Here is a 21,179-nt window from a genome sequence, read left to right on the forward strand (position 1 = left end):
ATTTTGATTGTTTTTTATTTAGCAGCTTTAAGTATTTAATTGGTTTGACGCAAAAAGAATGCCTTTAGATAATGCTTTTTTTTAGGGTCTTGTCTGCATGAAGCGTCTTTTTTATCTCATCTTTTCTTGCATGAGTGTTCTATGCCTAATATTTACTTATTCATTTATTAAAAAAACAGAACAACGCTTTCAAAAAGCAGAAGCTTCATTCATAAGGATTCATGATAAGTTAGAAAAAATCCTTATAGACAATAAGCCAATAACAATAGGGGCATTACCGATAAAATCTCAAGATATTGGAGATCCTACTTACCCTAACTTACTTCAAAAAGATCCTTTTTTTTCTAATATATTGCCTTCTTTGTTAGGAAATAATTTTCATCCAAAAGGTGTCTTGCGTACTTCTATTCCTTATAGACCAGATAATTTATATTTTTTTGGAGCTACAGAGCATGTTTATGAATTATATGAATTATGTGGAGTTAAATTAGGTAAGGTACAAAGAGGTTGTAGAGCACGTTATACTTCAGAAGGAGCATTAAAAATAGAAAGGCATATTTCTGAAGAACCAGGATGCATTGATTTTGTTGTTTATTTAAGAAAAGATCTTTTTTGGGAACCATTAAATCCAAAATGTTTTCCCAGTTATGCAATGCCTGCGCCTATTTTTTTTAAAAGACATCCTGTTGTAGCTCAAGATTACAAATTATTTTATGACTGTGTTGTTAATCCTAATATTTTTGGGGGAAGGGCTACTGCGTGGAGAGCCTTTTGTAAAGATTTAGTGGCTGTTAAGGTTATTGATAATCATAAGATCATTGTTCGTTGGAAGGCACATAAAGTAAAAGATGAAGATGGAAGCATAGTAGAACGTCTTAACTTTATGGCAGAACATGTCACTATGGCTATACGACCAATTCCATTTTTTATTTATGCTTACAATAAAGATGGAACAAAAATTATTGAAGATGATCACAAAGAAGATACTTATTGCACAAATTCTGTATGGGCTCAACATATGACCATGCATTGGGCTTTAAATTATGTTGTGAGTTGTGGGCCATATGTTTTTCGGGAATTTAGTGATGATAGAATTGTATTAGAACGCAATGCTTATTATTTTAATCCAATAGAAGCTTTGGTAGAAAAACGTATTATCCGTATTAGAGAAGGAGCAGAAACTGCATTTACTGATTTTAAAGCAGAAGAGATTGATATTGCGTTATTGCCTGGTGGTAAGGCTGGATTAAAAGAATTTATGCAAAGTAAAGAGTATAAAGCTCAAAAAGAAGCTGGGCATGCTATCGAGCAGTTTCATTGTTATGATAGAAATTTTACTCATATTGGATGGAATTGCCAGCACCCACTTTTTAGCTCTGAAGTTATTAGACAAGCATTGTCTATGGCAGTGGATAAGCAAAAAATTATTAATGCTTTTTTAAATGGGCAAGCGGTGCCTGTAACAGGGCCTTTTTTCCATGCTTCTTCTTACGCAGATTCTACTGTACAAGATTGGCCTTTTGATACTGATCGTGCTCAAGCTATGCTTGAAAATGAAGGATGGATTAAAGATCCTAAAACAGGTGTTCGAACAAAAATAGTAGATGGACAATTACTACCTTTTTCTTTTCGGTTATCATATTTGGTTAAAAATCAGCAAATGCGTGTAATAGCAGACTATTTATCTGAAGCATTTTGGAAAATTGGTGTAGATTGTCAACCCTATGGTCTAGATGTTGCTGATATAAATCGTGTTTTTGATGATAAGGTATTTGATGCTATTTTATATTCATGGAAATTACGTAGAGATCCCTTAAATCCTCGAATATACTGGTATTCAAAAGAAGCGCTTGCTAAAGGTTCTGGAAATATGTGTGGCTTTATAGATCCAGAAGCAGATCGATTAATAGAATTAATTAATTATGAAGAAGATTTTCAGAAGTTACAAACATATTATCATAAGTTACATAGATTGATTCATCAGAAGGCGCCCTATACCTTTCTTTTTTCTCAAAATAAGGATATTGTATACAGAGAATCTATTAAAAATATTTTTGTTCCTGCTATGAAACAAGATTTATTTCCAGGCTCTGAAGAATATGATGTAGATATTCGTTCTATATGGATGGCCCCATGATACGTTATTTTTTTAAAAGATTACTTTTATTGCCAGTTACTCTCTTCGTAATATTGCTAGTTAATTTTATTATTATCAATTTGGCTCCAGGAGATTTTGTAGAGTATGGAGGAAGTGATGCTTTTGGTGATGGAGGTCGGGACACAGATACCTGTGCTGTTCAAGATGCAGATCAGTATCTACAGTTTCGAGAGCATTTTGGACTAACATTACCAGTACTGTTTAATACACGACCTTTAGTCTCACAAGATGAAGTTAGGGATGCTTTAATTGAAATGAGTAAAGGAGGCATTGGCTTTAGTAAGTTGAGGCTTAAGTGGGGAGATAAGGCAAGGTATGTTATGCCTCTTCTTCTAAATGAATCTTCAAATATAGAAAATTCATTAGATATTCGGCGTTATGCATTAAGCCTTTTTATTAGAGGTGGGCAACAGCATGGAATGATTGGAGCAGGACTTTCTTCAGAGCAAAAAGAAAGAAATAAGCTTATTGCTAAAAGTAATGCTTTTTTAAATACCTTGAGTCTTCCTGCGCAGCTAAATGAAGAAATTTTTAATGAAAAATTGATTAAGGCTCATGAATGGCTTGCTGAACAAGGTGGAGGAGAAGCTTTTATATTTACTTCTAGAGATAAATATAGAATTTTTATTAAAGAGACTCGTTTTTACCGTTATATTAGCAAAGTACTTGCCTTAGATTTTGGTACATTAAGAAGTGATAATAATAAGTCAGTAATTCGAGAAGTAGCAAAACGTTTAAAATACTCTTTGGCTGTTTCTGTAATCCCTTTATTATTAGCTTTTTTCCTTTCTTTAGTTTTTGGAATGATCATGTCAGCATGGCAAAATAAATGGCCAGATCGTTTATTAAATTTTTGTTTTTTAATCTTATTTTCAGTTCCAACATTTGTTGCAGCGCCTTTACTTATAGAAAAGGTGGCCTTACATCAAACGTTTCCTTTTACACATGTCCCTATCCCATATACAGGGTTATCTTCTTCTCAAGATGTTTTTAGCCAAATGAGTTCTTTTCAACGCTTAGGAGATATCTTGAGGCATTTATTATTACCTGTTATTACAGCTATGTATGGGTTAGTAGCTGTCAAAGCACGGTTATCTAGAACAGCATTTTTAGAAGTTATGGATAAGGATTTTGTCCGAACTGCCCGAGCTAAAGGGTTATCAAAGTATGATGTCTGGCGTAAGCATATTGGTAGAAATGCTTTTGTAACTATTATTACTGGAATGACATCTTATTTAGGTGCTATTTTAGGTGGTTCTATTGTCATAGAAACTGTTTTTGAGATTAATGGTATGGGTAAGTTTTTTTATGAAGCAGTGATTAATCGAGATTATAATGTTATTTTCTTTTCTGTACTGACAGGTTCAGGGCTTACCCTAATAGGATGTTTTGTTGCTGATGTATGCTATGCATTGCTAGATCCACGTATTCGTTTTGATGAGAAGCTGTTATGAGTGATGAAAATGAAGAAGATGCTAAACTGCCAAGGGGCTTTTTTAGCAATTTATGGAAATCATTTAAGCTACAAAAAATTAGACTTTTAGGCGTTTGGCTTTTTATTACTTTATGCATCATAGGTATATATGCGCCTATTTTTGCTTCTTCTCAACCATTGGTTATCAAGTGGCAGGGAAAGTTCTTTTTTCCATGGTTTCGTTATCTTTTTTACACTGGTTTTTATACTAAACCTGTTGATCTGTTTTTTAATTTGTTTATGTTTGTTTTGTTGATCGGGATAGTGTCATCTTTTCTGATAAATAGAAAAATGTGGAAATGGTTGATAATCGCTTCTGTAGTAGTTCAATTTTTGGGATTCTCTATTATTTCTAAAGGAATTATTAAAGATCCTGCCCGAAGTAATCCACATTTAAGATTTGCTAAAGCTGAGTATGATCATAAAGAATTTACTGATTTTCAGATGACTCAAGAAGCTTTATTTCCCCGTAAAGGATTATGGGATTTTGAACTTAAGCACATGACGCAGTATGAAAAATTACAAATTTTAGTAAGACGACAGAATAAGCTTCTTCAGCATCAGAAAATACAAAAATATGTTGCTGTTCGTCCAGATCTTGATATCGATCTAATGCCTACATTATGGAATACAGAAAAACGTAATGAAGCAGATCGATTACAGCGTTTGCAAGAGGAAAAACAGCAATTAGAGAGTTCTTATCAGCATGTATCTAAGATTTGGGGAGAGTTATTAATTAATTATCTGCCTGTTGCGCAGAAATTAAAATCATTAGATGAACAGCTTTCTATAATCACTAATTCTATAGAGTATAAAAAAATACAATTATCTATAGAAGAATATAAAAAAACTAATAAAGCAGTAATTGATGCTTTTCAGGAAGCTCAAAAGATAAAAGAAAATTATCAAAAGATCTCTGATTCTTTCACTATGATTAAAGATAGGAATGCTTGGATTGATCAAGAATTAAGACAGGTATCTTTTACTCTTAGACCATTATTATCTAATTTTCACTGGGAAGAAGATGCAGGAGGGAGTCAATCTTTTAATAAAGTAGTTCCATGGTGGAATTTAACCCGTATTAATAGAAAAAGTTTATTGCCAGGTTTGATTTTTGGAGTTAGGGTCGCTTTAATTGTAGGGGTTTCTACTATTTGTATAGCCCTAATGATAGGAGTGCCTTTAGGTTTGATTTCAGGATATTTTTCAGGTCGTACTGACTTGATTATTTTCAGATTTATTGAAATCTGGGACACAATGCCTGTTTTTTTTATGTTATTGATGCTCATTGCTTTTTGTCAAAATAAGTCATTGTTTATTAGCATTATGGTGATTGGAGTGTTTGGTTGGACTGGTATTGCTCGTTTTATTCGTGCGGAAGCCTTAAAGCAAAGAATGTGGCCTTATGTATTAGCTTCTAGAAGTTTAGGGTATAGTAATTTTAGAATTATGATTTCTCAGGTATTACCTAATGCTATGATTCCAACTATTGCTATGTTGCCGTTTATGATTATGACGAAGATAGGTACAGAAAATACCCTTTCTTTTTTAGGCTTAGGCGAAGAAAGGTCTTCATCTTGGGGTGTTTTGATGCATGAAGCTATTTCAGTATTTCCTGGAGAAAGTTATTTGTTATGGCCGCCTTCTATAGTATTAACTATTTTTCTAGCTTGTATCGCCTTGATAGGTGATGGGTTGCAGGAAGCATATGATCCTAAAAGTAAAAATTAAGATAGATATTTTATTTCAATAAAAAAACCCTAAAAACGCTTTTTCAATATTAACGTTTTATAGGGCTGATAATATGAAAAATCATGAATTACCCAGTAGTATTCATTCTTTCAAATGTTGTACGGGAAACATGTTTTCCCATGTGATACCATTCAATCTTAGCAATATTTGCTGCATGGATTTTGCGAATACCATGTAATAGATCATTTTTCCAAGAGATCTCTTCTACAAGTTCAGCACGATCATTATATCGTACTTCTACACCTTGACGTACTCCATTAACATATGGAATTTCAGAGACTTTTTGTCCATTTTTGAAAATGATCGTGGTGCCATCTTGACGACCATGACGCCATTCTTCAAGGGTAGAGGGAACTCCACCAGGAAAAAATGTATGACGTAAGCCATGTACCATTTCATTTTCATAAGAAGTGATGGTGGCAGGGTCTTTATTAGGGTAAAAAGTAATGGTTTTTACCATTAGTCCAGCAGTGATATTATCTTGAGCAGTAAGATTACCTTCTAAAGAAAAAAAGGAACGAATGCCATTTCCATTTACTACATGAGTAGTTTCTTTTCCGAAGGGATTAGTATATTCTCCAGAGATAAGAAGTCCTTTTTCAAAAACTTCTACAGAAGCAGGACTGCTATCTTCATACCAAGTAGTCAGTTTAGAGCGCTCTCCTAGTTCATTAAAAAGTTCCTGTCTTTCTGGAAGGCCATTTGTAAAATGATGTTTTCGGGAGATTAAATGTCCTTTTTCATAGCCTTCAGTCACAGATACTACTGAGGAATATGGAAAAGAATATGTAGTGACTCCATTTAAAAGGCCTTTATTAAAAGAGCGTAGGATGGTTGAACCATCTTTCATTAAAGAACATATAGTTCCATCTCTTCCTCTACGAACCCATTCAGATTTACCAATAATAATGCCATAACTGTGCGTATAGGTTTCTTTAATGACATTTTCTTGACAACGTGAGCGTGCTGTAAGGTTTAAAGAAAAGACGCTTAGGGCCATAATCAAAAAATATACTTTTCTCATGACATCTCCTTAAATAAAGTCTTGTTTTTTCAGTTCTTCAGTAATGCTATGAATGATGGCATTATGTTCTTCGTCAGTTGCTTGAGCAGAAAGCGTCCCTTCTTTTTCTCGGTAGGTCATTCTTAAAGAAACATTCTTAATCCCAGATCTCAAGGTATCACTATGATATATACCCATTAACCGAACATTTTCAAGCTTCTTCCTTTTTTTCTTTTTAATTAACTCTAAAATTAATCCTGCCGGGAGTGTATTTTTTACAGAAAGAGTGAGATCTCTTTCAGAAGCAGGGAAAGGATTAATAGGAGAAAATTTTTTTATAGAAAGAAGGTCGTTGCTAAATTCCATGCAGTTAAGTTCTGCAAAGAATATAGGGACATTAAGATCATAATCTTTTAATGCTAGAGGGTGTACTTCACCTATCATTCCCAGGAGTTTATTTTTAAAAATGATCTCTGCTTGAGAGAAAGGATGTAAATAAGGAAGATCGTTTTTTTTGAAAATTGGAGCTGATTTAAGATTCATTTTTTTGAAAATATTTTCTAGAAATCCTTTTAGGTGAAAAAATGAAAATGAATCAGTTTTATTAAAACAATTTGCTTGATAGTAATCCCCAGATAGAAGAATTCCTAGTTTGGTTGTTTCTACAAATGCTTTATCTTTTTGAAGATAGGTGGTTCCTATTTCAAATATAGCTAAGGAATTATTTTTATGGCAGATGTTGTAAGATGCTGTTTTAAGCATGCATGGCAGTAATGATGTGCGAAGAATCATTGAATCTTCATGTGAAGCATTTAATAGGGGGATAGTTTCTCCCAATATTATATCTTTTTGGAGAATTTGCTCTTCTTTTGCTTGAATAAGGTCACATGTATAGATTTCTTGTAATCGTTCTTCTAATAGTAAAGATCGCAGTTTACGTTTTACAAGAATATTTTTGTCTTCAGGTATAGTGTAGTGAGTAGATGGGTATGGGTTGCCAGTAGGAAGGTTATTAAGTGTTATACGGCGTAAAACTTCTTCTATTAGATCTGCTTCTATAGCTACATCATGTCTATAGCTAGGAACAGATACATGAAGGGTATCTGTTGGTTCATCAATAATAGAGAATCCTGCATCATTTAGATGAGATATTACTTCTAAATTAGTAAGTGAGGTACCTAAAATCTTATTTAGACGAGAAACTCTACAAGATACAGTCCACTCTAAAGGCTTATAATCTTGATAAGTAGATGCTGTTTCTATTTTTCCATTTGTATGCTGAGCAATGAGGGATGCGGCTCGTTCAGATACAAAAAGACTGTCTTTGGCATCTACATTTCTTACATAACGATAAGATGCATCTGTAGATATATTTGTTTTTTTTGAGGATTGTCTGATAAGACGAGCTGGAAAAACTGCTGTTTCTAATAAAACATTGCGCGTGTTTTCTGTAATCATGCTATCAGCACTTCCAATAACTCCTGCTAAAGCTAAAATTTTTGTACTATCAGAGATGACTGGAAGGCCTTCTGGAAGGGTCACTAATTTTCCATTAATTGATGTAAATGATTCACCTTCAAGGGAAAGTCGGATAAAGATTTTATGATCTGTGACCTTGTCTGCGTCAAAAGCATGTAAGGGATGCCCTGTTTCCAACATTACGAAGTTGGTAATATCAGCAATGATATTGATGCTTTTTAACCCAGCATTCTCTAGGGCTACTACATAAGATTCAGGGGTTTTAGTTAGAGAAACGTTAGTGATTAAGCGATATACATAGTTAGATACTACAAATGGGTTTGCTTCTATAACTAAATTAGATGCTGAAGTTTCTTCATCTAACAAAAATGAAGGTTTAACAAGCTCGTTATCTGCAAATAAAGATATTTCTCTAGCAAGTCCTAGGAAAGAATTACAATGACTTAAGTTAGGTGTCAGCGCAAATTCAATAATAGGATCGCTAAAGAGAGATTCTACTTTTTTTCCAAGAATAGCATCTGATGGTAATTCCATAATGCCACCAACTACACCATACAGGTCTGCAGAAAGTCCAAGTTCTTCATGAGAACAAAGCATGCCACAAGATTCTATACCTCTAAGCTTGCTTTTTTTGATTTTAAAAGGATCTTTCCCAATATCCAGTATAGCACCAGGAATAGCACAAGCAACACGGATACCCATGCGACAATTGGAAGCACCACAAACAATTTGCCTCTCAACATGGCCATCAAATACTGTTGCTATACATAATGAATCAGCATTAGGGTGTGCAGTAGTAGATATAACTTCTGCTATGATGACATCACTAAAGGTAAATGTAGGGACTGAGATTTTTTCAATTTCAATACCAATACGATCAACCCATTGATGCAGATCATCAATAGAAATTTTTTTTTGTAAATATAATTGAAGAGTAGAGAGAGAACAGCGCATATTAAAAGAAAACTTTTTAGAGGGGTATTTTACATGGTTTTTACCTATACTGACAAGAGATTTCAACAAGTTTTATCTTTATGAAAAATCAAAATGCAGGAGTATTTCCTAAGCAGGCAAGTATATTAAAAAAAATAATTAAGGCGTTAATAATAAGTGGCGTTATTAATATTTTGTTGTCTTTTTTAATTTTTCAACATTTATTCATAAAGAAAAATTTAAAAGAAAAAAATAATAAACAATTAGAAGTAGGGGAGTTGTTAATAAAAAAGCCTTTTTTAACCTCTTTAAAGGCATTAGAAGTATTGCCTGCGTCAGATCTTATGAATTTCTTATCTGAAACGCAATCTTATTATCATGGATATAGGGTTTCTGATCTTGTTATAGCTATTTTAGTCTCTCGAGATTTTTTTGATTTAGAAAGGGCATGTGGGCGTGCATTTACTTATAATAAAATGATATGGAAGGATAAAACCTGGTTATTTCCTATTGGAATGAAAGTAGCAGACTTTCAGTTATGTCATAAATTTGTTTCTACAGAAGCCTTTCCCTATACTGTAAGAGGAATGTTAGAGTTAATTGCTACTATTGGGGCCTATAATTGTACCTCAGATTTACTAGAATGTTTTTGTAATACAGAAGAGTTTTTAGAATGCTTAAAAATATTATCTCAAAAGACAGAAATAGATTGTAGAGAGCAACTATTAAACATACTAGTCAAAGGTGGAGGAGATTTATTTGAAGAAAATATTAAAAAAATATCTTGTAAAAATAAGTCAGATGAAGAGCAGAGGCAATCATTTTTCTTAAGTTATATAAAAAAAGGAGTAGTAGAAGCTGCGCAATTTTTTTTGATTACTGATTTTAATTATGCAGTGCATATTTGTTCAGATGATGAAGTTTTAAAAATTTTAAATTTATTACCCCTAGATGATCCAATAGCAATAAAATTTAGCAAAGAAATCAAGATGGGGGAGCTAAGAAGTAATAATGTATTAAAGAAAGCAAATGAATATATTTGCCCAAAAGAAAAAATTATTGCAGCAACTAAGCCTGTAGCAAGAAAAAATTATAAAGAGCATGCAGTGCGTTCAGGTGAGTCACTTTGGGTGATAGCAAAAAAATATAAAGTAACAGTTAAGGAATTAATGATTTTTAATCATCGATCTTCAGAAAAACTTCTACTTGGAGAGAAGATTTTGATACCTTTGGACTGACAGGATCAAATCCACCAGGGTGCCACGGACCACATTTAATTAATCTTTTAAGGGTAAGAAAACAGCCTTTAATAAAACCATGCATCTCAAAAGATTGTATAGAATATCTAGAGCATGAAGGGTGAAAACGGCAGGACCCTAGAGGTAGAAATAATTTTAATCCAATTTGATAAAATCTTACGAAAAAAATGGCTAAGGTTTGTAGAAATTTTTGCATAATAATTTCTTTAAAAAAGATGAAAAAGGTCTTTTAATATTGTTAAGGTTACTTCTATGACAATCAACCAGATAATCGTCCACTCTAAAGCTGCAGCATGTTGATGATTTAATCGATCATTTAAAATCTCAAGTAAATCGCCTAACATAGAAAGTCTATGATTTAAGACATCAGTTCTCTGCTGAATACTTAGACTTTTTGCGATGCTTTGGTAAACAACATGATAATTAGGTTGTTCCCAAAAAAAATCAGGTTCATCAAGAATATCAGAGTGAAAATTTACCAATGCTTTATCAATAAAAAGTTGTCCAATTTTTTTAGAAAGTTCTTTACGAGATAAGAAAATTTTACCACTACTAGCTAAATCTAGAGGAAATTGTTTTGAATTTTCAATAGTTTGACTAATCATATTTTCAAAAATTTCTAACTTAATAGATTGGGATAATCCAAAAGAAACAGCAATTTTTGTAAGGGCATCATTATTTTGAATAAATAACTTGTCTCTATAAAATTTATTTTCAGGAGCATAGTCAAATTCATAAGTGTTCATAGCTGTTAGAGGAGGTTTATGAAGCTTTTCTGAGGGCAAAGAGAATAAAAATTGAGATTCAGCTTCTATAGTCCAGTTCCAAAATACAGCAATACCATAAGAGAAAAAACAAGCTTCTGCATATTTTTTTTTATTAGGGTCTTTTATATAGATCACTTCTTGATATAATTCAGTGGTATAATGATCTCTTAAAAAATCAAAAAGAATAGCTAGATTATAAGAAGATGTAATACAGTAAACAGCACAGCGCATAATAAAGATTTAAAAAAATAATGCTTAAAACCTCATTATAGCTGATTTTTTTTTTGCAGGTGGATTATTTTTAAAGAAGATTTTTTTCTTGAGAGAAACCTCTATGTCTTTATAATCAGAACAGTTTCTTGCAAGCTAAGACGCGGAAGTGGCGGAATAGGTATACGCGCTATCTTGAGGTGGTAGTGGAGCAATCCATGGGGGTTCGACTCCCCCCTTTCGCAATGCTTTTATGGAGAACACAATGTACTTTTTTTCAATGTCGGGGATTTTTATCATCCTGATGACTTTTTCTTCTTTTTTTTCTACTTTTGCTACAGATATTCTTCCTCAGAATGATTCTTACCCAAGATGTTTACAGATTAAAGAACGCCAATATATTGAACATATAGATTTAGATGGGTCTTATCCTGAGCTAGAATTTATTGATATAGATGCTATTCGAAAGAAACGGGTAGATTTTTTTTTAACAGGAGATTTTCCAGCATTACAAGAGATCTTATATCGAGGTTCTTTTGGCTTATTGAAAGGAACTTTTTCAGGAGAGTTCCCTTTGTTGAATAAAATAATGATTGCTTGTGGTTCTTCAGAAATGAAGCTTAACTTTGTAGCACCTTGGCAGCGTGATTGTTTGATAACAGTCACTAATAAAGAGCAAGACATGCACATTACATGCCCAAGCAATGTAGGAGTTATTATTCATACCAAAGTGTCATGGAAGGGAAAGGTAAAGATTTTAAATGGCTTACAGCAAAAAAGTAGAGGTCTTTGTCGGAAAACATTTCAAAATAAATTAGTTGGGAGCTCTCCAATTCTATTGACCTTTAATCTTGAAAGTCATCAAGGAGGCACCATTTTCCTTAATGTTGAGTAAGCTTTTTTGAGATATCAGAAGAGGACGAAATTTTTTCTTTAGAAATAGTTTGGTCAAACAGTATAGATACTTTATCAAATAAATTTTCTTTAAATAGTGATAAGTCAGCTAATTGTGCAAAAGATCGAGAAAGAGCTAATGTTTGCAAAAAAATCTCTTCATTTTTTTCAAAAGATACACATGCTGTAAAGGCATGGTATTTGCAAAAGATATATCCTGCGAAGCGAAAAGTAGGAGAAGTGTGTTTTTCGCAATTATAGCATATAGGTTCTAATTGCAATGCGCCTTCATGCTTGATAATTTTTAATAAAAATGTAGTTTTTAGAATACTAGGATCTGGAATTAGAGATATTTTTTCTAAAAAACTGATGAATAATTGATAAAGATAGGGAGCAGGTTTTCCTAGAAATTGAGAAGAGCTCAAAGCATCAGTTAAGCTCAAGGCTGTAGATAAAGTTTCAAAATCTTTTCTTAAGTGAAGGTTATGGTTAATAACTTTTGCTTCTTCAAGCCGCATCATCTTTCCTGGTAAGTAACGATATGTGTAGAGCCCTTTTGTTAAGGGGGTTATAGCTGTGGCATGAGCTGATTGATATTTTTTTCCATTTTTTACGAATATCCGAAATAACCCATTTTCTGAAAATAAAAGAATGACGCTATCCTGATCATTAAGAGGTAAAGAGCTAAGGACTATGGCTTCTATTGTTATAAACATATTAAAAATAATTGGTTATGTGCAAGCAATGGTAGAGGAATATACCTCATTAAAATGAGGAGGGAGCCCAGGTTTAAAGATAAAAGTTTTTTTGTCTTTATCAAAACTTCCAATTTTAATTTCAGAGCCATTAGTAAGCAGAAGGAAGGGCGCACGGATAAAAAAATTATAACTGAGTAGTTGTTTTTCAGCCTGAAAATTAAGCAAAGATTGCTTACATTCTGCAATTAAAAAAGGAGCCATTTTAGTTTCAAAGTTATTGCGTATAGGTACAGAAATTAGTAGGTCAATTCTTCTTAGTGGAATTTTTTGATTAGATAAAGAAGGAGGCAAATTTTTAAGAGTAGATAATTGTTTCTCTATAGAAAAAAAGGAAAGAGGGTAGCCTAAGTTGTTAGATAACAATAAAATGAGATGTTGTCTTACCTTTTCTTCAGGAGAATTTTTTACTTTAAGTTGCCGTACAGGATCATAAAGATAATCAGAATCGTTATCCTTGTAATTTAATGAGTCCATAGTTTCCGTCTTGTCGACGATATATCATTGATAGAGAAGAATTCTCAGAGTTTCTAAATATGCGATAATCAGTATCATTAAGCCGCATGTCTATAATAACTTCTTTTGTAGTTAAGGTCTTTATTTTCTCTGACTTTTCTTGAATGATATTTCCTGGAAATAGATCAAATAAGGATGTATCAATGGCTTCATCAATTTCTTTTTCTAATATCTCATTTGAATATTGAAAAGAGATCTGGTCTTGTAGCAAAGCTTCATTAACAGATAAGCTGTTATGGCGATGGTCACGAGATCGCTCATGTCGACGAGAAAGAGTTTTAAGTAGATTAGAGCAAGCTTCTTCTAATGCAGAATATAATTCTTTGTGAGAGCCTGTAGAGGTATCTGTATAGTGAGGTGTAGTAATTGTAATCCGAGCATGAGATTCTGTTTTTATAGAGCTTGCGATCACATTAACTTTGATGGGATGATCTTTTTTTAACAAATGATGCAGTTTTTTTAAGCGATCTTTTACAAAAAAACGAATACTATCTGTTATTGAAGTATGACGGCCTGTAAAATAGTAGGAAATTTTTTCAGAGGAAGCTTCTGGATGATTCTCTTCAGGTAAATCTTTATGATTATTTGTTTCCATAACTATATCCTTTCTATTTCTAATTTTTTTAATCATCTATTATAATTATATATAAAAATTGAATTTGATGAAGATTAGAAGAAAAGGAAAAGATATAAAAAACGCACTGAAGAGGGCTCGAACCTCCAACCACCTGGTTCGAAGCCAGGTACTCTATCCTATTGAGCTATCAGTGCATATCTATGTATTCATGGACATTCATTTCTTAAGAAAAGAATAAAAAGATCCAGGAAGGAAATTTATCAGGGATGCATAGTCTTTTCAAGAGAAAAGCTTCAAAAGGAAGAGTTTCTATAAAATGAAGGGATAAGATTAATCAATAAATAAGGCATCTTGTTCAATTACTTCATCATCAGTTAAAATAATACATCGTTCAAGGACATTAGCTAATTCTCGAATATTTCCAGGCCAAGGATATTTTAATAATTTATTAGTTGCACTGGGAGAAAATGTTTTTTGTTTTTTACCATTTTTCTTACAAAATTTTTTTAAAAAGCTTGTTGCTAAGGGAATAATATCTTCAACTCGTTCTCGGAGAGCAGGAACTCGAAGAGGAACAACGTTTAAGCGATAATAAAGATCTGAGCGTAGAATATTTTCTTCGACAGCTTGTTTTAAATTTCTATTTGAAGTAGCTAAGATACGAATATTTACAGATATGGATTTAGTTCCACCGAGTCGTTCAAATTCTAATTCTTGTATGGCTCTTAGTAATTTAGGTTGTAGTTTTATGGGTATCTCAGTGACTTCATCTAATAATAAAGATCCCTTATGGGCAAGTTCAAAACGCCCTAATTTTTTACTATCAGCTCCAGTAAAAGCTCCTTTTTCATGACCAAAAAATTCAGACTCTAAAAGTGTTTCTGGAATAGCAGCGCAATTAACTTTAATGTAGGGATGTTTAGCCCGAGGGGATGATCTATGGATAAAACCTGCCATAACCTCTTTGCCTGTACCAGATTCTCCATGTAAAAATACACTAGCATGGCTAGAAGCTATTTTTTGTGCTTGTGCTAGTGTTTGTTTCATTAAAGGATTAAAAGCTATAAGAGCTTCTGGAATAGAGGAATGGTCTGTTTGATTTCTTAAAAAAGTATTTTCTTCAATTAGTGAAAGATGTTCTTGAGTTTTTAGAAGCATCATTTCCAGTGTTTCTACAGAAAATGGCTTAAGAAGATAGTTAGAAGCGCCAGCTTTCATTGCAGCTACAGCATTTTCAACGGTTCCAAAAGCAGTAATTACAATAAATAAAGTAGAAGGTGAGATTTTTTTTGCTTTTATTAGAATATCTAGACCTGTTGTATCTGGAAGATTCATGTCTGTAATAACTAGGTCAAAAGCTTGAGATTTTAAAAAATGAAGAGCTTCTCTTCCATTTTTTGCAGAGAATACATTGTAATGTTTACGTTGTAAGGCTTCTACAAGAAAGGCAAGCATAAGTGGTTCGTCATCAATTATTAGGACACTATCTATTGCCATATTAATCCATTAGGTAAGGGTAATTTAATGAAGAAAGATGTGCCTTTGTTTACTTCAGAATTAACATGAAGAGTGCCACCATGAGCTTCAATGATTTTGACAGTTTCTGATAATCCTAATCCTGAACCTTTAATTTTTGTGGTGAAAAAAGGAGTAAAAATTTTATCAATTTGTTCTTTAGAAATACCCTTGCCTTTATCTGTAATAATTATAGTGCCATTAGGATCAATATGAATATCTACAGAAGAGTTAGAAGGAGAGGCATCAAAAGCATTACGTATTAAGTTCCAAATTACTGTTTTCATACGATCTGGATCTGCAATAAGGGACATTTTTTTTAAAGAAGAGTGAAAGAGGCATTCCCGAGGGAACTGTTCTGCTTCAATCAAAGGGATTTGGTCTTTAATTAAAGCAATCAGATCAAATTGCTTCATACGTAATCTTAGAGGTTTTGTGTAATCTAAAATATTAGAAACAAGGTTGTTTAATGTTTGAACACCTCCAATGATTGAATTTAACATTCTCTGTTGCGAGGGCTTATGTAAATCTTGTTTTAGAAGAGAAGTAAAACCTTCTATCCCGCCTAAAGGATTGCGAATTTCATGGGCTAAAGAAGCTGCTATTTGTCCAAGTTCAGAAAGTCGTTGATGTCTTTGAAGAGATTCTTCTAAGCATTGTAAATGTGATCGATCTCTTAAGATAATCATAAGGCCTTCTGCGCGAATAGGACGCAAAACAACTTCCATTTCATGCTCTTGAGCATTTTCTCTTCCAAGGGTAATAATAAGAGTTTGTGGATTTGGAGGATGTAAGAGTGCGTCAGTAATAGAAAATCCAAAAATACTATCAGGGAGTAAATCACAAAAATATTTATTTTGTAAAAAATTATGAGGAAATCCAAGGGTTTCTTCAATTGAAGGGTTAGATAGTGAGATCATACCAGACTTTGTTACAAAAAGAATTCCATCAGGCATATAGGAAAAAAGTTCTTCTAGGTGTAGTTGAGAAGATTCAAATAGCTTGCGGGTTTGTTGTAATTTAGTAGAAATAAGTGTTTGTAATGTCTCTAATTTATGAGTTTCTTGAAGAAGTTTTGATATAGAAATAGTAAAATCAGAGGAATGAGTTTTCATGCATTTATCTATATATTAATTTTTATACAAAAATAACCAGGGAATATTTTTTATCAAGGTTTAAAAAATACAATTTTTAAATAAGTTTAATATTTGAAAAATTGAAATTTATTTTTTATTTTTAACCAATAGAATAGGAGAGCAATACTGCAACAAAAAAAATCACAAAATGCTGTAAGGAAAAAAAATATAATATGAGAATTGTCTGTTAATGCAGATGAGCTTGACTATTTTTGCTTACAAAAACTTTTTTGAAGAAACTCAAATATTAAAAAATGAATGCCGGTGATTGGACTCGAACCAACACCCTATTGCTAAGAATAGATTTTGAGTCTATCGCGTCTACCATTTCGCCACACCGGCATGCAAAGAGGAATAATAATAAAGAAAAGGAATAATACCAACCCTTTTAATCTTTAATGAGAATCCTTCATTGTAAAAAAGTTATTTTATTTCCATGTTGGATGGGATGTTTTTCATAACAATTTGGACAAGAACTTTGTTATTAGGGGCTACATTTTGGATTTCAGTATCATTAACAAATAATACAGATATCTGAGAATTACTCATATTTGGATAAGGTGAGTCAGCAGTAAATGTATTAGTATAGAAATCTGGAGAAGAATTATAAAAAGTTTTAATTGTTTGGCAAATTTGTTCAGGGGTAACAGAAGGTTTATCTATGCTAAATATTACTGCAGAACCAAAAATGTGAGGAAGATTGGCAGAAACATTTTGGGAATATTCAAAATGTTTTTGACATTGGTGTCCAGCAATGATTGTAACAGCAGTTTGTAAAATTGATCTTATGTGATTTAAAAGAAGAATCAGCTCAGGATTTATATACTCTTTTCCATTGTGCTGGGGAAATCCATGAGCTTCTCCTCCTTGACAATCTTGTAGATGATTCTGTGAATGAGGTAAAGAAGGATTGTTTAAGGAGCCTTTGCACATAAAAGAATTTTGTGTGATGAGTGGGCTTCTTCTGTATAATTGATCATCACAAAAAGGATTAGGTGATCTTAATGGAACATGCGATGGGGGATAGTTTGTGCAATTATTGTGTCTTTCAGACAGACAATAGCGCCTGCTTGCTTTGCAAAAAGAAGAATGACAGCATCCTGTTAAAGACAAAGTCATGAATAGCAGACAGAGTAAGTAATAAAAAAAAGAAAGCATAAATATTATTTTAGTATGTGATTTTATGAAGGAAAAGCCCTTTTGCTGGGGCAGTTGGTTTATTATTTTTATTAAAAGGATCAATCAATATTTTTTCAATAATAGAACTAGAAAGGCGTTTTTTTCCTATCTCGATAACTATACCAACTATATTCCTTACCATTTTATATAAAAATCCATTACCTATAAATTCAAAATGAAAACCACCTTCTTCTTCTTCTTCTAGCTTTGCTTTTGTCAAGGTTCGAATAGTGCTTGTATAAGAGCGGCCAGAATTTGCAAATCCAAGAAAATCATGTGTGCCAACAAGAGAATGAAGAGCTTCTTTCATTAGAGGTAAAGAAAGATCTGTATTGATATGCCAATGGTAATGGTGTTTAAAAGGGCATGGTGTAGGATTTAACCAAACATAGTAGCGGTATTCTTTTTCTAGAGCAGAAAATCGTGAATGAAAATCAAGAGAAACTTCTTCTAAATTTTTTACTACGATATGCTTTTTCATCAGATGATTTAAAGAACGTTTAAGAGCAGAAGTGTTAATTTCTTCAGAGATAAAATGAGCAACTTGCTCTGTAGCATGGACTCCAGCATCTGTTCTTCCTGCTCCAATAACAGAGGTTTTAGAGCGAAGGATAGTATATAAATATTTTTCTAAAGTTTCTTGGATAGATGTAGAAGTGATTTGTTTTTGCCAGCCTCCATAAAAGGTCCCATCATAAGCGAGAGTCATTTTATATTTTTTCATAATTATGAAAATCTAAGATTAATAAAATTTAAAATAGAACAGAATTATACTAAATCTTTAAGAAGAATGAGAGTAATAAAACTCAAAAAAGCTAATTTCTGGACAAGAGTTAAAGCGTATAGGTAAAACATGACCAAGTCCTGCGTTGATATGAGCAATTTTATTTAATGAAAGACGAAAAGTTCCTCTGATAAATTTAGGGTTGCTTAATCCAGTTAATCTTTCAGTAAATCGCTTTAAAAAAGGAGGGAAACTAAGATAAATCTGTCCTCCATGGGTATGGCCTGAAAAAATCCAATTTCCAGGATAATGTATTAAATCAGGAATAGTATCAGGATTATGAGACATTACAATTCCTGGAAATTCATGCTTAAATGCTGAAAATGCCTGAGCAGGTAAATAATCTTTGGCAAAAAGATCTCCAAGGCCAGTGATATTTAAGCCACAAGGAAGAACTATAGTTTCATTTTGGAGAAGTTTAAAGGAGGTTTGTTTAAGTAAAGCAGCAAGCTGAGCATTTTTTTTTAATTTATTGATATAAGGAGAAAAAAATACTTTTTTATTTGGAGCTCTGAATAGGATTTTAAATTTATCCCATAAAGAAGGAAGAAGAGATTGGTTAGCGGGTTTGATAGCAACTATACCATCTATATTTTTAGAAACATACGATTCATAGTCATGATTACCAAGTGAACAAAAACAACCTAAGGGAGCAGTTAATGAATTTAAAAAATTTTTAAGTAAATCTGCGTTTTTAGGAAGGATAGCTCTACAGATGAAATCCCCAGAAAAAAGAATAATATCAGGAGATAAGAGATTTATTTTTTTTGAAATACGTTGTAAAAATGAAGCTGATAATTTGTTGTAAAAATGAAGATCAGATATATGGACTATCCGTAATTTATGTAAATGAGCATATTTTTTAGAAAGAAGCCATTTATGAGTGGATATTTTTAGTCTATAGGGAGCAAAAAACCGAGGCCAAATTCCAATAATTGAAGTAAGACAGCATAAATCTAAAATATTCAAAAACATACAACCTATAAAGGAGAAAAGCGAGCAAATATCTGCGCCGCTTTTCTAGAAAGTTGAACAAAAGCTGTAAAACTTTTTATTTCATATGAATAGAAAGCTTTTTTGTCATTTGAAACATGTCAATAGGACTGGGTGATCCAAAAACTTTAGCTAATTTTGCGTCAGGGACAATATTGCGTTTATTTATGGGATCTTGACAGTTATGAGCTTTGATGTAAGCCCATATTTTTTTAACAACTTCAGTTCTTGGCATTGGTCCATCACCCACAATAGCGGCTAGATCCGTGCTAATTTCAACAGGGTGCATGAAAGCGCTGTTTTTTTTCTTTTGGGTCATTGTGTTCTCCTAGTAAAGTACAAAAAGAATTCCTCTTTGGGAATCCTTTTAGCTTTCATGCGGTTTTCTCGTCAAAAGAAATCCTACAATACTGTCATTTACTAAAAGATTTAGTGGATAAAGGCAATATTTTTAAATAAATACTTGATAAAAAGCAACAAATTCAAAAAGCTAATTGGGTTTTTTTGATGAGAAACAAGCAGAAGTTTTTCTGGTAGAAAGATTTCCAGATAGTTGAAGTATGAATTTTTTTTAATTTACATTTTAGAAATTTCTGTTATTTGACTTTTTGATTTTTGAAAGGTAAAGTTTTTCTGATGAGAAAAAAATCTCAATATTTAGTGTTATTATATGGAAATGTGTAGATATGAAAGATGATTTAAAAGAAAAATTACAATTATTATCTAAAAGATTACAACATATGTGGGAGTATCTTTGACTTAGCTAATAAGCAAATATTATTAGAAAAGACCACTATTCTTACTGAGGCTCCTGATTTTTGGGAAGACCCAGAAAATGCAAGGAAGGTCATTGCTGAATCTAATTCTTTTAAAGAATGGCTAGTCCCATATCAAGAAGTTAAAGTTATTATAGAAGATGTGGCTTCTTTGTTAGACGAAGCTTTATCTGAAGGGGATGAAGATTTATGTGCTGCACTAGACGATCTTCTTAATAAAGCAGATAAAAAATTAGAATTAGTAGAAATCAAAAAGATGTTATCAGGACCATCAGATGCATCGAATTGTTTTTTGAATATCAATGCGGGAGCAGGTGGAACAGAGTCATGTGACTGGGCTATGATGCTTGTGCGTATGTATACCCGGTGGGCGCATTCAAGAGGTTGGGCAGTAGAAGAAGTGGATCGCTTAGATGGAGAGGTAGTGGGAATCAAGCATGTTACCTTTAAGTTTACAGGTCCATATGCTTATGGCTATTGTAAAGCTGAGGTAGGTGTACATCGTTTAGTTCGTATTTCGCCATTTGATAGCAATGCTAAACGGCACACAAGCTTTGCATCTGTAGAAGTATTTCCTGAGGTAGATGAAAATATTGTTATTGATATTAGACCTGGTGATCTGCGAATAGATACATATCGTTCTTCAGGAGCAGGTGGGCAGCATGTAAATGTTACAGATTCAGCTGTTAGGATGACTCATTTATCTAGTGGTATTGTGGTTACTTGCCAGAATGAACGTAGCCAAATTCAGAATAGAGAGAGCTGTATGAAAATGTTGCGATCCAGATTACATGAAAAAGAACTCAAAGAAAGGCGAGAAAAAATCCAAATGGAACATGGAGAAAAAACAGATATAGCTTGGGGGCATCAAATTCGTAGTTATGTATTTCAGCCATATAGTTTAGTCAAAGATGCTCGTACTGGATTTGAAGTAGGGAATATAAGGGCGATGATGGATGGAGATTGCTTAGATGATTTTATTAACGCTTTTTTGAGGCAATATGGAGGGAAATAAGTAG

19 protein-coding genes and 3 tRNA genes are annotated in these 21,179 nt (G+C 32.8%); 7 read left to right on the top strand and 15 right to left on the bottom strand.

Annotation, left to right across the window (positions count from 1 at the left end; translation table 11 throughout):
• The first annotated feature begins 97 nt into the window (after positions 1-97).
• From CLAVI_RS03305 to CLAVI_RS03315, 3 genes are read left to right on the top strand one after another with little or no spacing between them, the layout of a single operon-like run.
• Positions 98-2,137, top strand: a complete 2,040-nt coding sequence (locus tag CLAVI_RS03305) for an ABC transporter substrate-binding protein (protein ID WP_194844178.1) — start codon at positions 98-100, stop codon at positions 2,135-2,137.
• Positions 2,134-3,612, top strand: coding sequence for an ABC transporter permease (locus CLAVI_RS03310; protein ID WP_194844179.1), 1,479 nt, complete (start codon positions 2,134-2,136; stop codon positions 3,610-3,612). Before CLAVI_RS03305 ends, CLAVI_RS03310 begins: the two co-directional genes overlap by 4 nt.
• A complete protein-coding gene (locus tag CLAVI_RS03315; RefSeq protein ID WP_194844180.1) occupies positions 3,609-5,363 on the top strand; it encodes an ABC transporter permease in 1,755 nt (584 codons plus the stop codon). Before CLAVI_RS03310 ends, CLAVI_RS03315 begins: the two co-directional genes overlap by 4 nt.
• Before the next feature lie 88 nt (positions 5,364-5,451).
• Here the strand turns inward: CLAVI_RS03315 and CLAVI_RS03320 are convergent, their stop codons facing one another.
• Entirely contained in the window at positions 5,452-6,408 is a 957-nt protein-coding gene (locus tag CLAVI_RS03320; protein ID WP_194844181.1) for a toxin-antitoxin system YwqK family antitoxin, read from the bottom strand.
• 9 nt (positions 6,409-6,417) lie between these two features.
• Entirely contained in the window at positions 6,418-8,820 is a 2,403-nt protein-coding gene (gene pheT / locus CLAVI_RS03325) for a phenylalanine--tRNA ligase subunit beta (protein ID WP_194844182.1), read from the bottom strand.
• Between the two features lie 80 nt (positions 8,821-8,900).
• On the opposite strand from pheT, the gene CLAVI_RS03330 reads away from it, so the two are divergent.
• The gene (locus CLAVI_RS03330; protein ID WP_194844183.1) at positions 8,901-10,037 is read left to right on the top strand and encodes a LysM peptidoglycan-binding domain-containing protein; all 1,137 of its coding nucleotides are present in this window, start codon (positions 8,901-8,903) and stop codon (positions 10,035-10,037) included.
• Here the strand turns inward: CLAVI_RS03330 and yidD are convergent.
• Entirely contained in the window at positions 9,976-10,254 is a 279-nt protein-coding gene (yidD, locus tag CLAVI_RS03335) for a membrane protein insertion efficiency factor YidD (protein WP_194844184.1), read from the bottom strand. The genes CLAVI_RS03330 and yidD overlap by 62 nt on opposite strands.
• A gap of 10 nt (positions 10,255-10,264) precedes the next feature.
• Positions 10,265-11,056 (bottom strand): RMD1 family protein, encoded by a 792-nt coding sequence (locus CLAVI_RS03340; RefSeq protein WP_194844185.1) that lies wholly within the window; start codon positions 11,054-11,056, stop codon positions 10,265-10,267.
• 142 nt (positions 11,057-11,198) lie between these two features.
• On the opposite strand from CLAVI_RS03340, the gene CLAVI_RS03345 reads away from it, so the two are divergent.
• Positions 11,199-11,280: transfer RNA gene (locus CLAVI_RS03345), tRNA-Leu, on the top strand.
• 20 nt (positions 11,281-11,300) lie between these two features.
• Positions 11,301-11,930 (top strand): hypothetical protein, encoded by a 630-nt coding sequence (locus CLAVI_RS03350; protein ID WP_194844186.1) that lies wholly within the window; start codon positions 11,301-11,303, stop codon positions 11,928-11,930.
• On the opposite strand, the gene recO is transcribed toward CLAVI_RS03350, so the two are convergent.
• From recO to CLAVI_RS03405, 11 genes are all read right to left on the bottom strand, one after another.
• Entirely contained in the window at positions 11,917-12,645 is a 729-nt protein-coding gene (gene recO / locus CLAVI_RS03355; RefSeq protein ID WP_194844187.1) for a DNA repair protein RecO, read from the bottom strand. The two genes, CLAVI_RS03350 and recO, sit on opposite strands and share 14 nt — an antisense overlap.
• 15 nt (positions 12,646-12,660) lie before the next feature.
• Positions 12,661-13,161: a type I restriction enzyme HsdR N-terminal domain-containing protein gene (locus tag CLAVI_RS03360; protein WP_194844188.1), complete on the bottom strand. Its 501-nt coding sequence runs from the start codon at positions 13,159-13,161 to the stop codon at positions 12,661-12,663.
• Positions 13,136-13,795: a ribosome hibernation-promoting factor, HPF/YfiA family gene (hpf, locus tag CLAVI_RS03365; RefSeq protein WP_194844189.1), complete on the bottom strand. Its 660-nt coding sequence runs from the start codon at positions 13,793-13,795 to the stop codon at positions 13,136-13,138. Before hpf ends, CLAVI_RS03360 begins: the two co-directional genes overlap by 26 nt.
• Positions 13,796-13,897: 102 nt before the next feature.
• A tRNA-Arg gene (locus CLAVI_RS03370) sits at positions 13,898-13,971 on the bottom strand.
• Positions 13,972-14,107: 136 nt separating this feature from the next.
• The gene (locus CLAVI_RS03375) at positions 14,108-15,274 is read right to left on the bottom strand and encodes a sigma-54-dependent transcriptional regulator (RefSeq protein WP_194844190.1); all 1,167 of its coding nucleotides are present in this window, start codon (positions 15,272-15,274) and stop codon (positions 14,108-14,110) included.
• Positions 15,265-16,407, bottom strand: coding sequence for a two-component system sensor histidine kinase NtrB (locus CLAVI_RS03380; RefSeq protein ID WP_194844191.1), 1,143 nt, complete (start codon positions 16,405-16,407; stop codon positions 15,265-15,267). Before CLAVI_RS03380 ends, CLAVI_RS03375 begins: the two co-directional genes overlap by 10 nt.
• A gap of 280 nt (positions 16,408-16,687) precedes the next feature.
• Positions 16,688-16,770: transfer RNA gene (locus CLAVI_RS03385), tRNA-Leu, on the bottom strand.
• 81 nt (positions 16,771-16,851) lie between these two features.
• Positions 16,852-17,547 carry a hypothetical protein gene (locus CLAVI_RS03390; RefSeq protein ID WP_194844192.1) on the bottom strand — a complete coding sequence of 232 codons (696 nt, stop codon included), beginning with the start codon at positions 17,545-17,547 and terminating at the stop codon, positions 16,852-16,854.
• Positions 17,548-17,596: 49 nt separating this feature from the next.
• Positions 17,597-18,316, bottom strand: coding sequence for a tRNA pseudouridine(38-40) synthase TruA (truA, locus tag CLAVI_RS03395; RefSeq protein ID WP_194844193.1), 720 nt, complete (start codon positions 18,314-18,316; stop codon positions 17,597-17,599).
• Positions 18,317-18,388: 72 nt separating this feature from the next.
• Entirely contained in the window at positions 18,389-19,366 is a 978-nt protein-coding gene (gene lpxG / locus CLAVI_RS03400; protein ID WP_194844194.1) for a UDP-2,3-diacylglucosamine diphosphatase LpxG, read from the bottom strand.
• A 76-nt stretch (positions 19,367-19,442) separates the two neighbouring features.
• Complete coding sequence (locus CLAVI_RS03405; RefSeq protein WP_194844195.1) at positions 19,443-19,703, bottom strand: SWIB/MDM2 domain-containing protein; 261 nt, start codon at positions 19,701-19,703, stop codon at positions 19,443-19,445.
• Positions 19,704-20,070: 367 nt separating this feature from the next.
• Here CLAVI_RS03405 and prfB point away from each other — a divergent pair.
• Positions 20,071-21,175, top strand: a protein-coding gene (gene prfB, locus CLAVI_RS03410; RefSeq protein ID WP_228547636.1) for a peptide chain release factor 2 whose coding sequence is annotated in 2 segments (ribosomal slippage) — positions 20,071-20,123 and positions 20,122-21,175 — 1,107 coding nt in all. Because the reading frame shifts where the segments join, the coding sequence is not laid out codon by codon here.
• The last annotated feature ends 4 nt before the right edge of the window (positions 21,176-21,179 follow it).

Origin of the sequence: Candidatus Clavichlamydia salmonicola (assembly GCF_015356765.1) — a bacterium.
Lineage (GTDB): Bacteria > Chlamydiota > Chlamydiia > Chlamydiales > Chlamydiaceae > Clavichlamydia > Clavichlamydia salmonicola.

Excerpts from the sequence above, each read along its gene's own strand:
- CLAVI_RS03305 (WP_194844178.1), top strand. The coding sequence starts at position 98 with ATGAAGCGTCTTTTTTATCTCATCTTTTCTTGCATGAGTGTTCTATGC.
- CLAVI_RS03310 (WP_194844179.1), top strand. The coding sequence starts at position 2,134 with ATGATACGTTATTTTTTTAAAAGATTACTTTTATTGCCAGTTACTCTC.
- CLAVI_RS03315 (WP_194844180.1), top strand. The coding sequence starts at position 3,609 with ATGAGTGATGAAAATGAAGAAGATGCTAAACTGCCAAGGGGCTTTTTT.
- CLAVI_RS03320 (WP_194844181.1), bottom strand. The coding sequence starts at position 6,408 with ATGAGAAAAGTATATTTTTTGATTATGGCCCTAAGCGTCTTTTCTTTA.
- pheT (WP_194844182.1), bottom strand. The coding sequence starts at position 8,820 with ATGCGCTGTTCTCTCTCTACTCTTCAATTATATTTACAAAAAAAAATT.
- CLAVI_RS03330 (WP_194844183.1), top strand. The coding sequence starts at position 8,901 with ATGAAAAATCAAAATGCAGGAGTATTTCCTAAGCAGGCAAGTATATTA.
- yidD (WP_194844184.1), bottom strand. The coding sequence starts at position 10,254 with ATGCAAAAATTTCTACAAACCTTAGCCATTTTTTTCGTAAGATTTTAT.
- CLAVI_RS03340 (WP_194844185.1), bottom strand. The coding sequence starts at position 11,056 with ATGCGCTGTGCTGTTTACTGTATTACATCTTCTTATAATCTAGCTATT.
- CLAVI_RS03350 (WP_194844186.1), top strand. The coding sequence starts at position 11,301 with ATGTACTTTTTTTCAATGTCGGGGATTTTTATCATCCTGATGACTTTT.
- recO (WP_194844187.1), bottom strand. The coding sequence starts at position 12,645 with ATGTTTATAACAATAGAAGCCATAGTCCTTAGCTCTTTACCTCTTAAT.
- CLAVI_RS03360 (WP_194844188.1), bottom strand. The coding sequence starts at position 13,161 with ATGGACTCATTAAATTACAAGGATAACGATTCTGATTATCTTTATGAT.
- hpf (WP_194844189.1), bottom strand. The coding sequence starts at position 13,795 with ATGGAAACAAATAATCATAAAGATTTACCTGAAGAGAATCATCCAGAA.
- CLAVI_RS03375 (WP_194844190.1), bottom strand. The coding sequence starts at position 15,274 with ATGGCAATAGATAGTGTCCTAATAATTGATGACGAACCACTTATGCTT.
- CLAVI_RS03380 (WP_194844191.1), bottom strand. The coding sequence starts at position 16,407 with ATGAAAACTCATTCCTCTGATTTTACTATTTCTATATCAAAACTTCTT.
- CLAVI_RS03390 (WP_194844192.1), bottom strand. The coding sequence starts at position 17,547 with ATGACTTTGTCTTTAACAGGATGCTGTCATTCTTCTTTTTGCAAAGCA.
- truA (WP_194844193.1), bottom strand. The coding sequence starts at position 18,316 with ATGACTCTCGCTTATGATGGGACCTTTTATGGAGGCTGGCAAAAACAA.
- lpxG (WP_194844194.1), bottom strand. The coding sequence starts at position 19,366 with ATGTTTTTGAATATTTTAGATTTATGCTGTCTTACTTCAATTATTGGA.
- CLAVI_RS03405 (WP_194844195.1), bottom strand. The coding sequence starts at position 19,703 with ATGACCCAAAAGAAAAAAAACAGCGCTTTCATGCACCCTGTTGAAATT.